The sequence below is a fragment of the Tolypothrix campylonemoides VB511288_2 genome, assembly GCF_045999855.1.
Taxonomy (GTDB): Bacteria; Cyanobacteriota; Cyanobacteriia; order Cyanobacteriales; family Nostocaceae; genus Scytonema; species Scytonema bouteillei_A.
In genome coordinates, this window is record NZ_JBFPMW010000003.1 from 452,640 (window position 1) to 465,475 (window position 12,836).

General features: G+C 40.4%; 13 protein-coding genes and 1 pseudogene. 7 read left to right on the plus strand and 7 right to left on the minus strand.

Annotation, left to right across the window (positions count from 1 at the left end; translation table 11 throughout):
• The first annotated feature begins 5 nt into the window (after positions 1–5).
• Genes tnpA through AB0756_RS10765 form a run of 3 tightly spaced genes read left to right on the plus strand, consistent with a single transcriptional unit; the run spans position 6 to position 1,450 of the window.
• Positions 6–419 (plus strand): IS200/IS605 family transposase, encoded by a 414-nt coding sequence (tnpA, locus tag AB0756_RS10755; protein WP_038075293.1) that lies wholly within the window; start codon positions 6–8, stop codon positions 417–419.
• The gene (locus AB0756_RS10760) at positions 409–786 is read left to right on the plus strand and encodes a hypothetical protein (protein WP_162002335.1); all 378 of its coding nucleotides are present in this window, start codon (positions 409–411) and stop codon (positions 784–786) included. The genes tnpA and AB0756_RS10760 overlap by 11 nt, the downstream gene beginning before the upstream one ends.
• Complete coding sequence (locus tag AB0756_RS10765) at positions 728–1,450, plus strand: response regulator (RefSeq protein ID WP_050046085.1); 723 nt, start codon at positions 728–730, stop codon at positions 1,448–1,450. Before AB0756_RS10760 ends, AB0756_RS10765 begins: the two co-directional genes overlap by 59 nt.
• A gap of 24 nt (positions 1,451–1,474) precedes the next feature.
• On the opposite strand, the gene AB0756_RS10770 is transcribed toward AB0756_RS10765, so the two are convergent.
• Together AB0756_RS10770 and AB0756_RS10775 are read right to left on the minus strand one after the other, a co-directional pair.
• Entirely contained in the window at positions 1,475–1,705 is a 231-nt protein-coding gene (locus AB0756_RS10770) for a hypothetical protein (protein ID WP_038075295.1), read from the minus strand.
• Positions 1,706–1,884: 179 nt separating this feature from the next.
• Positions 1,885–2,412: a DMT family transporter gene (locus tag AB0756_RS10775; protein ID WP_050046084.1), complete on the minus strand. Its 528-nt coding sequence runs from the start codon at positions 2,410–2,412 to the stop codon at positions 1,885–1,887.
• A gap of 798 nt (positions 2,413–3,210) precedes the next feature.
• On the opposite strand from AB0756_RS10775, the gene AB0756_RS10780 reads away from it, so the two are divergent.
• On the plus strand, positions 3,211–3,549 hold the full coding sequence (locus AB0756_RS10780) for a hypothetical protein (protein ID WP_038075298.1): 339 nt from the start codon (positions 3,211–3,213) through the stop codon (positions 3,547–3,549).
• 188 nt (positions 3,550–3,737) lie between these two features.
• Here AB0756_RS10780 and AB0756_RS10785 read toward each other — a convergent pair whose 3' ends face one another.
• Positions 3,738–6,506, minus strand: coding sequence for a CHASE2 domain-containing protein (locus AB0756_RS10785; protein ID WP_038075301.1), 2,769 nt, complete (start codon positions 6,504–6,506; stop codon positions 3,738–3,740).
• A gap of 1,178 nt (positions 6,507–7,684) precedes the next feature.
• On the opposite strand from AB0756_RS10785, the gene AB0756_RS10790 reads away from it, so the two are divergent.
• From AB0756_RS10790 to mltA, 3 genes are all read left to right on the plus strand, one after another.
• Complete coding sequence (locus tag AB0756_RS10790; RefSeq protein ID WP_038075304.1) at positions 7,685–9,220, plus strand: AAA-like domain-containing protein; 1,536 nt, start codon at positions 7,685–7,687, stop codon at positions 9,218–9,220.
• A 153-nt stretch (positions 9,221–9,373) separates the two neighbouring features.
• A complete protein-coding gene (locus tag AB0756_RS10795; RefSeq protein ID WP_038075307.1) occupies positions 9,374–9,565 on the plus strand; it encodes a hypothetical protein in 192 nt (63 codons plus the stop codon).
• Positions 9,566–9,631: 66 nt separating this feature from the next.
• The gene (mltA, locus tag AB0756_RS10800; protein WP_202048574.1) at positions 9,632–10,927 is read left to right on the plus strand and encodes a murein transglycosylase A; all 1,296 of its coding nucleotides are present in this window, start codon (positions 9,632–9,634) and stop codon (positions 10,925–10,927) included.
• A gap of 27 nt (positions 10,928–10,954) precedes the next feature.
• Here mltA and AB0756_RS10805 read toward each other — a convergent pair whose 3' ends face one another.
• The 4 genes and pseudogenes from AB0756_RS10805 to AB0756_RS10820 form a co-directional block, all read right to left on the minus strand.
• The gene (locus tag AB0756_RS10805; protein WP_038075309.1) at positions 10,955–11,653 is read right to left on the minus strand and encodes a polysaccharide deacetylase family protein; all 699 of its coding nucleotides are present in this window, start codon (positions 11,651–11,653) and stop codon (positions 10,955–10,957) included.
• 50 nt (positions 11,654–11,703) lie between these two features.
• Positions 11,704–11,961 (minus strand): hypothetical protein, encoded by a 258-nt coding sequence (locus AB0756_RS10810; RefSeq protein WP_137986400.1) that lies wholly within the window; start codon positions 11,959–11,961, stop codon positions 11,704–11,706.
• 118 nt (positions 11,962–12,079) lie between these two features.
• Positions 12,080–12,481, minus strand: coding sequence for a winged helix-turn-helix domain-containing protein (locus tag AB0756_RS10815; protein ID WP_408019849.1), 402 nt, complete (start codon positions 12,479–12,481; stop codon positions 12,080–12,082).
• Positions 12,467–12,703 (minus strand): annotated as a pseudogene (locus AB0756_RS10820) (response regulator transcription factor); the annotation flags it as partial. The gene AB0756_RS10815 and the pseudogene AB0756_RS10820, both read right to left, overlap by 15 nt.
• Between the last annotated feature and the right edge of the window lie 133 nt (positions 12,704–12,836).

Genomic DNA, 12,836 nt, shown 5'->3' on the forward strand with positions numbered 1-12,836 from the left:
GGAGTATGGCAAAACTTTCTCAGGATGACCATGACTACAGAAGAACGGAAAATTCCGTATCCTCAATCAATTATCATTTTGTATTTGTCCCCAAACGTAGAAGACCCGTTTTAGTCACTGATATTGCCAGAAGACTGCAAGAAATTATCTTTGAATTGGTGCAAGAACATAACTGGAGACTTATTGCATTAGAAATTCAACCCGACCACGTACATATGTTCATCAATGCACCTACAGATGAAGCACCCTCCCAAATCGCTAAATGGGTCAAAGGTCGCGCATCTCATCACTTAAGAAAAGAATTTCCTTCTTTAAAAAAACTACCTGCTTTGTGGACACCGACCTACTTTGTAGCGTCAACAGGTCAAGTAAGCACAGAGGTAGTTAAAAAATACATTGAAAATCAGCGTGGGAAATGAAGACAACAGGTTAAAACCTGTTGCGTCGCGCTTCATCCCCTGGTTAAAAACACAGGGGTTCTCGCGCTCCCACTATGTTTTGATAGGTTTACCCGATCGACTTGATTTTACCCTATTTGGCAGTACACGAGTCTTCATATTTGTTTGGGAAGGTGTTTTCATTAGTGTCTTGTCCGGCGCGTTACGCACATCTCAAAAACGCACTCAACTGAATTTGCGAAAACTGCAAGTAAGTGAAGCGAAGTTTCGACGTTTGGTTGATTCCAATATTATTGGAGTGATTTTTTTGGAATCTCCTCTCAAATGCTGTGAAGTTTACACCGGAAGGTGGGTGCGTAGAAGTTCGACTTCAAGGCGAGCATGGTAATGCTCAAGTTATCATTCGGGATACAGGCAAAGGTATTAGCCCCCATTTTATCCCTTATGTGTTTGATTACTTCCGTCAAGAAAACAGCACAACGACAAGAGCCTTTGGGGGGTTGGGACTGGGGCTAGCGATCGCTCGCCATTTGGTGGAACTTCATGGTGGTTTGGTCAAAGCAGAAAGCTTGGGAGAGGGAATGGGCGCAACGTTTACTGTCACAATTCCCCTCATGAGGAGCGTACAAACGAGCGCTGAAGAGAATCGCATTCGCCATAACTTCCCAATTGTAGAAGGTGTGCGGGTACTGGTTGTGGATGATGAGCCTGACAATCTGGAGTTAATTACCTTTACCCTGGAACAGTATGGTGTGGAGGTGCGTGCTGTAAGTTCATCTCGAGAAGCTCTTTCTATCCTCGCACAATGGCAACCCGATTTACTACTGAGCGATATAGGAATGCCAGAAATGGATGGTTACACGTTCATTCAGAAGTTGCGAGATCTACCTACAGAACAAGATAGGTTTTTGCCCGCGATCGCGTTGACTGCTTATGCTGGAGAAACCAACCACCAACAAGCGCTATCAGCTGGTTTTCAAAAACACTTAACCAAGCCTGTAGATCCTGTGGAGTTAATTTTTGCGATTGGTGAAACTCTTGGGAAAGGCTAATGTCGGTGTTCCGAGTAGCGAAAGTTAATTATCTAGTTTGTCTCTCAGTGACGGTGTTAAAATCATCAATCCTCTGACGACTTCTTCAGGCGTTGCGGTACCGTTGGTGATTCGTTTAACAATTTCCATCACCTCTAACGCTAAGTTCTCTGGAATTCCCGATAGGACTAACCGCTTTAATTCTAAAACGTCTACTCCTTTTTCTAATCCTGCAAGATACTCTTCTACACTGACTTCTAAGTCTTCAATCTCCATTTTTATTGAGCTTTTTTGAATAAAAATACTTCGCGCTCATTATATCTTGATGTTGCTATCATTTAACAGAAACCTTGAAAGTTAGATTTGATAACAAGCTTCTTGACAAAAGTCACCTAATGTAAAAGATTGCCACTGACTGTATTCTGAGCCTTGCCAATCAACACATCTAGGTAATGTTACTTCACCTTTTGTGTCTTTCGCCAAGGATTGAACATTTGAGGGAGCCGATTGCGAAGGAAATGCTCAGCAGTTTCTCTAAGGAGCCTCCCGTAATTAACAATACGACACCACTCACGGTAACCACCATACCCGTGGCGCGTGTCAAGGAGATCTGCTCGCCGTAAAAGAGAAGAGACATGAGCACGATCAAAATGGGGGAAGAAGCAGCAATTAATGCCAGGTTCATTGCTTGTGTAACCCGCAATATAGATCGAGGTGTTAAAAGCAGTCACGCCTAACAACGCTGATACGGACAAGTAGGGAAGATGTTTTTTAACCAGTTTCCAGTGGTCGATTGTTGTCCGCATAGCAAATGGCATCAAGGTTACGACAGCGATCGTCCATCTCCAGAAGGCTAAAGCCACTGGAAGTATATCCATATAAAAAACTCTACCAACTATGAAGTTACCTGCCCAGATGACAGTGGCAACTACTGCTAAAAAATAACCCGTGAATGCCAGAGACTTAGGCTCTGCTTGACCCAATATAGCCCTGTTTTTATTTGATATTTTTCTTTTGATTATATCAAATCTCAGTAAGTTTTATTTTCTTGCTAGGCGATGCCCACTTACAATACTTAAAATTTTTCAGAAGTCATTGATGATTCCTATGCATAGAATAAAAATTATTTCCTAAAAAATTATAGATAGCAGTTCTGAGTGAGTTACAAACACTTCTTCCTTGTCTCCCTTATCTTCCTTGTTTGGCTCAAATGGGACTGCTATAGTACATCTGTTATTCACTGTAAATAGCCGTTCTATAGCAGAAAAATGCGATCGCAATAGTGAAACACTAAGCTTTTCCAGATTTTGAAATATTAATTTATAAATTTTGCCTGAAAAAGTTTAAATCGTTGGAAATAGGAGGAAAGAAACCGTTGCATCTAACTTGAAAATGAGATTTCATAAATTCTTCATTAAGGGTTCATGCTTATTAAATCTGAACTCTGCTATAAATTGTGAGCAGGTAACCTTATGAGTTAGCTTCTCTAACAAGGACAAACATTAAAGTAAGCTGGGGCAGCTTACCTTAGTACCCCCTAATAATTTGTCTGTTAACAAATATAAGTGTTTCCAGGCATTTTGCCTGCTTTGTCCGTGTTTGAGGAAGATGACAAAGTACTCTTTAGTTTCAATTACTTGAGTCTAAAGACCTTAAGTTTGTTAAATGGTTACTATAAATACAGTAATCGAGCAAACAAACTGTTCAACTAGTCTCCAATATATTGGTTTAGGGGTGGAATTAAGAAACCACCCAATTGGGGTGGAAAATTTGTCTACCCCATGAGATTTACATTGACTTCACGTGAAGACAACCATATCATTCCTCCTTGCCAAATCATGCAACAATATTTTCTGTTAGGATATATGCCCTTGAGTTTATTCGTGCATATTCTTTTGGGCTTGAGTTTTGCTACTTTTTCTCAAACAAAATTAGGGTTTAGCAACAACAATCTGCAAAAGCATATTTTGTTTCAAGAGAGTTTTGAACCTCCAGGGGATGGAGAACCAAAAGATACTTCTGGTGCTGGTTCGCGCAAGGGGTTGAGGTATACTCAAAACGAACAGCCTATTCAAGCCTTTATTATGTTGCAGCATATCTGCAGCCAGAATTTACAGTAGTAAAATTGGGTGGGAAGGTGTTAATGGCTAATTGCTAATGGCTAATTGCTAATGGTGAGACTGAAGAAAGCAGGCAGTGGGATCGGTACTGCGGGCATCGGCTATAGCTTACGCCACGGCATACTATGCCGAAGGGATGGGACTAATGGCAATCGAAACAAATGAAGACCATTTAGCAATAAGCCATTTTACAAATTTCTAATAATTTTCTCAATAAAAGCTTGATTGTCTTTACTTTCTGCTTGCTTGAGATACTCAATAGCAATTTGTCCTTCGGCTGGTTGATCCTTGGCGAGGTTAACTAATAACTTTACTGTTTCCCGCAGTTGTATCTTCTCCAAGTATTTGCTAACACAAATCTGTACGAAAACGGCTGCACAGACGACTCCAATCAGTGGAGGGATGATAGGAATCCACCAACCTTTTAAAAAGGCGAGGAAACTAATTCCTATTATTCCTCCACTCGCGATCGCAAGAAGAAATAGTATATTTTTAAATGTTTTAGCCTGCCAACTCAATGCTGCTCCGAGTCCAGACCATAAAAGAATCCACAACCACTCAATTGGTTCAGACCAAACTTTTAGCATCGGTCGCCCATCTAAAGCGGCGCTTAGAATTTGACTGGCAATATTTGCGTGTAATGTGACTCCAGCCATCCTAGACGGGGGATCGAATAGGTGAGTGCTGTAAGGTGTTTGAAACATATCATTCGTGCTTTCTGCTGTTAAGCCAATTAGCACAACCCGATTGTAAATTTTGTCTTGTGGAATGCGCTTTGCCAACAAATCTGTTAAGGAAAACATTTGGAATTGTTTTTCAGTTCCATGAAAGTTAAGTAAGATTTGATAACCGCCTGCATCACTGCGGACGTAGCCACCATAATTGGGTCTAAAGGGAACAAGCACAGTTTTTCCCAACTGAATGTGGTGTGGTAATGTGGAAAGCGGTTTGGGCGTGATTCCTTCAACTTTTAAATACAGTAATGCCAGTCGCAAACCCAAATTGAAACGCAATCCTACTTTTTGAGAGCGAACTGAAAGTAAGGCACGACGAACTTTGCCATCTCCATCCAACACCTGATCTGACATTCCCACCTGACCTAACTTTGACAAAACAGGAGGTGGATCGACTTGACTTCCTACAACTTTCTCAATACCAATTAAATTTGGAGTCGTTTTATACAGTTTGACTAACTCTTGATGACCTGGTTCCACGGGTAAATCTCTATACACATCCAGCCCAATAGCTCTGGGCTTATAGCTTTTTAAAGTTTGGAGTGCTTGAGCGAGTCGCAGATCTGAAATTGGATACTGACCTACTGCCTTAATATCTGGCTCATCAATTGCAATTATGACAACACGGGGATCGATTGCCGCAGGAGAACGCGCTTGGAAAAAATTATCTAGTGCTGCCCATTCCATACCTTGTAGCAAACCTGACAAACGCAACAGAATGACTGAGCCTGCAACACCTCCTGCAATTCTGGCAATCCATGCTTTCCGTAAATTTATATTTTGGGCATACTGTCTGGCAACTTGTCGTGCATCAGCCAAGATATGATAAGCTTGTCTTGCAGCTTGCAGTGCAAATTGTGCTTTTTCTCGCTCAATTTGTCTTGCTCGTTTCTCTAAAGCAAGAGATTTTTCTAGTTCTTGTTTTACTAGTTCTTGACTGGCAGCTAAAAAACGATAGTCTATATCGCTAAGCTTTTTATCTTCAGACCAAGCGAGTGCTTCTTGTAATGCGTGACCTTGCAGAAGTTGTGACTTGTCTTGTTGTGATGAAGCAATCCAAGCTTTTAGATTTTGTGCATAAGGACGCATACTCTCTAGTTGTTTGCCAACCCATTCCTGATTAAAAATGGCTTTGTAAATAGGGTTTTTGACTTTCAGTTTTCCCTGTTTGCGGACAACTAAACCTGATAGTTGTAGTTCTATATGTTCTCGGCTGTCCTCATTTGGTACACGATCTCCCGCAAGTATTTGTTGATATATACTTAAGAGCTGTCCTGCTATTTTTTCATCAGCTAAAAGGCGATCGCGAATAGTCCTAAAATGTTGAGGTTCATCTTGAAATTCCCATCTATCAACGATCCGTGACTTAACAATACTTTCTACCCAAAAAGCCTCTCCACCAAGTGGGATCGTTAAACCACCACTAACAGCATCTTGGATGTAATTCTGTATTATATGACACAATTTTTGTGTAAGAAAGGGCTGACCTCCGGTCCAAGCTAAAATTTCTTTAAGAATGACAGGCACTTGTACAGATTCCCCAGCTATTTCCTCTACAAGCAATCCCTTTGCTAAAGGTTGAACTTGCTCCAGAGAAAGATCTTGCAGTTCTATAGCTCTACCAAGATTAAACGGAGTGCGCTTTTTATCTTGGATCAAATCTGAAGGTGTTGCCACTCCAAACAAAGCAAAGGTAATGCGTTGATATTTTGGATCGATAGCTCGTTGATTGTAGCAAAAACGAATCAGGGCAAAAAAATCATCTACTGGAAAATCAAGACTGAGAATGCTATCCACCTCATCAATAAAAACAACTAATCTTTCTGGTATTTGGACAAGCAGAATATCAGAAATAAACTTACTGAGTCTTTGGGGTAAAGAAACACTTTCGTGTTCTAGCCACCAGGTTTTCAAATTAAGTTTTTTTGAAAGCTTAAAACCAGACCATAACTCGCCCACAATTCCCTTGTACCATTGAGCAGGAGTCACAGTTTCACTGCCAATATTTGTCATGTCAATACTTGTACATTGGAACCCTTGTTGTTGCAAACGGTGCTTGGTTCTCACTAATAGGGAAGATTTGCCCATTTGCCTAGTGTTGAGGACATAGCAAAATTCACCATTCTTAAGCGCTTTATAGAGTTCCTCATCCGCCTGTCGCTCCATATAACTCGGAGCATCACTTCTCAGACTACCACCTACTTGATACACGTAGAAACTCATTACACAACTTAATTAATTACTATAAATTTTGCACTGTTTGACATCCGCGTCTACTCAGTCTTATTTCTCCTCTTTCTATATTAAAGAGTTCCTTGAATTGTAAAGGATGTTTGTAAAGCCCACTCTTGTATCAAGATCCCCTAACCCTCATTGCTGAGAGAGGAATAACTTTCTCAAAGTCCTCTTTTTTAAGAAGCGTTAAGAACGAGCTAAAGCTGTACATACCTCGGCCACAACTTTTACAACATCCTCTAAGAAACTGTTTTCAATTACATATTGAATTAATCCTGTCAATTACAAAGAACTATGGTGCTCTTATCAATGGTTGCCATTGGAGCTAATGGCAAAAATTAAAATTTACATAAGTGTTACTAATCCCCCCTTGTATCAGAGTCTATACTTAAGCCCTTAAAGTATTTTTAAATTGTAGAAATTTTACCAGGAATGGGTAAGAATAACAATTTACAAGGAAACAAGATGTAAATTTTAGCAGTTAGCGATCGCATTCTGCCTTCCCAGTACTAATCGTCAGAAACACCTCCACCAGAGGGTAGAAATCACAAAAGCTTGCAATAAAACGTTTTTTGTCTGTTGATATATGGTTGCCTTATTTCCGCTTGTGTGTAATATACTTAACCTCCAAAGGGTAATAACTGAGTTAAGGTTCCAAATATGAATGAATCCTTTTCTTAAAAAAAGAGAAAGTGTGCTTTTTGTCTTTCATCATTCATGGCAACCTCTTGATATCAAGCAACTAATTCAGTTAGTGCCTTCTCCCACATTTCTACCAGGTTAGAACCAGCTGAAAATAAGGGCTAGTAAAACAGACACTGACCGGACAGTGAATTGATAATATTATCTTTACGTAGTCACAAGCATTTGCTTTTCAATTATTATACTGTTTTGAGAGTGAATTTAGTAAGGATTTGGATTGTAGGAAAAGAAGGAAAATCAGGAAACTAATAGAGAAAATAGTCGGAAAAAACAAGTATTGAAAGTGGTAAAAGTCAGAAATGTATTGATTCATTAGAGGTTAATTGAGAAATTCTATCTGTAGCAATCCTAGCGTGTAACCCCATATCTACTTCCTTAGCGATCTCTAACTTCTATTGTTAGAAAATGACATTGGCATTTTTTGATTAAAGTGGTATTATCTAATACAGATATCGTTAAAAACAATGACCCTCTACCAATACCAAATTGGTGGTAGCCTCACTACTGATGCACCAAGTTACGTCGAACGAAAAGCAGATTTGGAATTGTACAATGCCTTGAAAGAAGGAGAGTTTTGTTATGTCCTCAACTCAAGACAGGTGGGCAAATCCTCTCTGATGGTAAAAACTCGTCAGCGCTTGCAGGAGCAAGGTTTTAAATGCGCTACGATAGACATGACTAATATCGGTAGTGAAAACATTACTCCATTGCAGTGGTATAAGGGAGTCGTTGCCGAATTGTGTTCGGGTTTTAAGCTGTATAAGAAAATTAACTTTAAGGCTTGGTGGAGCGAGCAAGAAGGAATCTCGCTACTGCAAAAATTAAGCCGCTTTATATCTGAAGTCCTGTTGGTAGAATTTCCTCATGAAAAACTTTTTATCTTTATAGACGAGATTGATAGTATTCTCAGTCTAGACTTTTCAGTAGACGATTTTTTTGCCTTAATTCGCTACTGTTACAATCAACGGGCTATAGATCCCGAATACAATCGTATTACTTTTGCAATTTTTGGAGTAGCAACCCCATCAGATTTAATTCAAGATAGGAACTGTACTCCATTTAATATAGGAAAAGCTATAGAAATTCACGGATTTCGATTAGAAGAAGCACAACCATTAGTCAAAGGATTGTCCGCCATACCAGTGAACCAACCCCAAGCAATTTTGAAAGAAATATTGGACTGGACTGGCGGACAACCTTTTCTCACGCAAAAATTGTGCCAGCTAGTTGTTACTTTTATTCAGGGCTCTAAAACAACAGGCGTATCTATCTTCCCTGGGACAGAAGCATTTTGGGTAGAAAGGGTTGTTAGAGAAAGGCTGATCGCTCAATGGGAATCTCAAGACGATCCAGAACATTTGCGAACAATTCGCGATCGCATTCTAGCAAATTCCCAGCGTGCAGGAAGATTGCTTGGCATATATCAACAAATTTTGCAGGGCTTGAAAGTACCAACAGATGATAGTCGCGAGCAAATTGAACTTCTGCTATCGGGTTTGGTTGTCAGACAAAAAGGTTATCTTCAAGTGAAAAACCGGATTTATCAAGAAGTCTTCAACGTAGATTGGGTAGACAAGCAATTTGGATTTTTGCGTCCCTATTCTCAAGCTTTCGATGCTTGGATTGCGTCAAAGCAAACAGATTCTTCAAGACTATTGCGCGGACAAGCATTAATTGATGCTCAGATTTGGTCGCAAGGCAAAAGCTTAAGTGACTTAGATTATCAGTTTTTAGCTGCTTCTAACCAATTAGATCGGCGAGAAATGCAACAAGTATTGGAAGCAGAGCGACTTAAAGAAGTTGAAGCCCGCCTGACAGAGGAACAAAGACGTTTAGCACAAGAAAAGAAAACTGCTCAAGCACAACGGTTACTGATTATGACATTAAGTCTCGCTTTCTTGAAAACTTGCCTCTTAGGAGGATTTATTGTCTATCAGTATCAGCAAAAAGTAGTCAACAATCAAAAACAGACAACCAGTATCATCCAAATCAGTAACTAATGTAGGTGTGCGAGGTAGTCTCTCACAAAATGAGTGGAATTTTAGGACGAAAAGGAAGCTATTAATAATTCTGAATAATGTGATTATGATTTTTTATCTAAAAATCATACAATCCTAGAACCAACTCTATTCAGATTAGGAGGGTTTGATCGGATGCTAAGTACTCCGACTCTAATTGGGCTGATAATTGCAGTAATTGGTGTAGTTGCTTGGATTGGTGGTACTCTGAGAGTTGCTAACCTCGAACTAAATCTTAAAACAACAAAGGGGCGCATCACATTTATCTTTGCTGTGTTACACGTTTTGGGAGGTTTGGCGATTATTATAATTGATTTATTTCTCTAATGACAATTGAGGGAGGTAGTGGTTAAAATACTACACACTTGACACCTCCTTGAATGTTTCAGCCCTATGTTCCGGAAGAGAAAAGCACTTGCTGCTATAGCCATTGGCTTTCCCGTTACTCCTTTAATTGCATTAGTACCCGTGCAACAAGTGGCACAAAACCAACTGAGCCCGCCGGAATGTAGGGTGGCAAAGTGGGAATTACCCGTCAACTCTCAAAATCAACTTCAAAATCTCACAGATCAAAAGTCTGTTACACCGCCACTTGTACCCATTCAACAGTCGCCTTTTCCCTGTTGCAAAGATGATATCTCTTGTTTGGATAATCAATTGTGGGGCGAAAACAATCAATTACCAGACAAAAAAGCGTTGTTAACATCTGTCGATCGCAGCCTGCAATATTTGTCTTCCAATAATGCTGCTACGGATTACCAGAGATATCAAGTAGAGGGAATTACACGAGAACGTGTTATTAAAAGTTTACAAAGGTTTCGCGAACTTCTGCTAAAGTCCAAATCAGCTACAGAACTTAACACTGCGATCGCAAAAGAATTTGTTTTTTACCAATCGGTAGGAAGTGACAGTAAAGGTTCCGTTTTATTTACTGCCTACTACGAACCAGTTTATGCAGCCAGTCGCGTTCCCACAGCAGAGTACCGCTATCCTGTTTATCGTTTACCTCAAGATTTACAATCTTGGTCAAGACCCCATCCTACACGCTTGGAATTAGAAGGTGCTGATGGGTTGCAAGCCGCAAAAGGAAAATTGCAGGGATTGGAGTTGTTTTGGTTTCGCGATCGCCTAGAACCATATTTAGCACAAATACAGGGTTCCGCTCGACTGCAGTTTCCTGATGGAAAGCAAACAACTATAGGGTACGCTGGTAATACTGCCTATAACTATAAAAGTATTGGAAAATCTTTAGCAGAAGATGGCAAGCTTCCACTTGAAGGAATGACTATGCCAACTATTTTGGACTATTTCCGGAAATATCCGCAAGAATTAAATATTTATATTCCTCGCGATCGCAGCTTTGTGTTTTTTCAAGAGAACCACGGAGCACCCGCACGAGGTTCTATTGGTGTAGCACTAACAGCCGAGCGTTCAATAGCAACGGATAAATCCCTAATGCCCCCCGGTGCTTTGGCGTTCATTAGAGCACCTTTTCCATTTGTCGATCGGGCTACCGGAAACATGGAACACCGGATTGTAAGTCGTTACGTTCTCGATCAAGACACCGGAGGTGCAATCAAAGGCGCAGGTAGAGTCGATTATTTTCTTGGTACCGGTCAAGTGGCGGGCGATCGTGCTGGTGTCACAGTCAGTCCCGGTCAATTGTACTATTTGCTATTAAAGTTGTGAGTGGGTATTTGTCACTAGTACTAACGACTAACTACTAGCAATGACAGGCGAGACGCCTGTCTTACATTCCCACAATTTATCTATAGTTACAAATTGGTAACCTTGTTCTATTAATCTGGGTATTAAAATTGCTGCTGTTTCGGCAACATCTTGTCCACCACAAGCACCATCATGCAAAACAATCAGCGAGCCATTACACACCTGCTTCAAAACTCGCTGCGTCACGGTATTGATACCCGGACGCACCCAGTCTTCTGGAACAACACTCCACATAACGGGGCGATAATTCCACTGCTGTAGTAAATTTAATGTTGCAGGTGTAAATAAACCATTTGGAGGACGGACATCCCGTACTCGTTTGGGTTCTAACCGACAAGCATCATAAATAGCTGCTTGGGTTTTCTCCAAACTGTGCTTGAGTTCTGATGGTGATAGCATGGGGAAATTTTTATGATCGTAGCCATGCAATCCAATCCAGTGACCGCGAGCGAAGATTTCTTGCGCTATTTGAGGCGATCTATTGACACAAGCACCCAGCCAAAAGAAACTAGCTGTGATACTGTAACGATCCAAAACTTTCAACAGTTGTGGCGTGTACTGAGGATGGGGACCATCGTCAAAGGTCAGAGCGATCGATTTGGAATTGGCATCCCCGCACCAAAGGCAATTCGGGAATGTTGGTTTGAGAATGCTGTAAAAGATTGGGAAAAGCGGAGCAAACTGCATACAGAGTTATAAGTCTATCCGGACATTATAGCCAAGAGCAAGGGCTTAGCTCATTTTGCTTCTCCATGTTCTCGCTCGGCTAATCTTACTTGTGTTTTTATAATACGAGTTACCCCCTTCCACTCAGCGTAACTTTCCACTGTAACAATACCCTCATCTCGTAACTGCTGAAGTACAATCCAAAAATTTGGATTAACTTCATTGATGTTTTTTTCTGAATTCCAAATCATGAATTTAGCTTCTAGATCGGAAATCCACTGGCAGGGATCATCTATCAAACAGTCCAAAATTTTTTTTCTCATAGTCATTCCGGCACGTCCTTTTTCGTCGCGCTGGTTAGTTAGAGCATTTTAAATGCACGGACTATTTCACCAAGGAATTGATTATTTATTTAAGCAATCAATCATAAGGAAATTCTGAGTATGCTCAAGATTTTACTTGTGACAAATCTGAGTTAATCGTCTTATCTTCTTCTTTAAGACGATAGCCGACTCCATACACTGTCTCAATCAAATCTACAGCCATACCTGCTGCTTTGAGTTTTTGACGCAGCCCTCTAATTTGGGTTGTCACTGCTTCTTCGCCTGGTGACTCAAAAGATAACCAAACGCTGTTAAGTAGGTCGCTTCGGCTAAATATCTTGCGCGGCTTGTGTAGAAACAGCTCTAGTAAACCATACTCTTTGGGAGTAAGATGCAATCGCTTCCCCTTGTAGGACACTTCTCTAGTACTGGTATCAAACTGCAACTTTTCCCAAGTTAATACTACAGGTAAGGCTGATTTGGCTCGTCGCAGCAACATCTGAACCCGAGCTATCAACTCTTCCATTTTAATTGGCTTGACAATATAGTCATCTGCACCTGATACCAAACCTTGGAGACGGAACTCGTCACAATCGTCTACAGCCATTATTATCACGGGCATTTGGTAGCCTTCTAAGCGAATCTGGCGACAGAGGCTAATGGTATCTAGTTGAGAGAAGATTAGATTTAATAATAGTAAGTCATAATTAAATGCTCTCACCAACTCAAGAGCTTTCTGAGTCTCTTCTACCGTCTCGACTTAATAGTTATAATTCTTTAATTTTTTGGTAAGAAGTGTATGATTATATTTGTTATTTTCTAATAAAAGAATCTTCATTTCAAGTTCTCCCATGGGAAAGCATTCACTCTTTTTTGGAAAA

Coding starts and splice junctions, on each gene's coding strand:
- mltA (WP_202048574.1), top strand. CDS start 9,632: ATGTTCCGGAAGAGAAAAGCACTTGCTGCTATAGCCATTGGCTTTCCC.
- AB0756_RS10815 (WP_408019849.1), bottom strand. CDS start 12,481: ATGGAAGAGTTGATAGCTCGGGTTCAGATGTTGCTGCGACGAGCCAAA.
- tnpA (WP_038075293.1), top strand. CDS start 6: ATGGCAAAACTTTCTCAGGATGACCATGACTACAGAAGAACGGAAAAT.
- AB0756_RS10810 (WP_137986400.1), bottom strand. CDS start 11,961: ATGACTATGAGAAAAAAAATTTTGGACTGTTTGATAGATGATCCCTGC.
- AB0756_RS10785 (WP_038075301.1), bottom strand. CDS start 6,506: ATGAGTTTCTACGTGTATCAAGTAGGTGGTAGTCTGAGAAGTGATGCT.
- AB0756_RS10795 (WP_038075307.1), top strand. CDS start 9,374: ATGCTAAGTACTCCGACTCTAATTGGGCTGATAATTGCAGTAATTGGT.
- AB0756_RS10790 (WP_038075304.1), top strand. CDS start 7,685: ATGACCCTCTACCAATACCAAATTGGTGGTAGCCTCACTACTGATGCA.
- AB0756_RS10805 (WP_038075309.1), bottom strand. CDS start 11,653: ATGCAGTTTGCTCCGCTTTTCCCAATCTTTTACAGCATTCTCAAACCA.
- AB0756_RS10780 (WP_038075298.1), top strand. CDS start 3,211: ATGAGATTTACATTGACTTCACGTGAAGACAACCATATCATTCCTCCT.
- AB0756_RS10770 (WP_038075295.1), bottom strand. CDS start 1,705: ATGGAGATTGAAGACTTAGAAGTCAGTGTAGAAGAGTATCTTGCAGGA.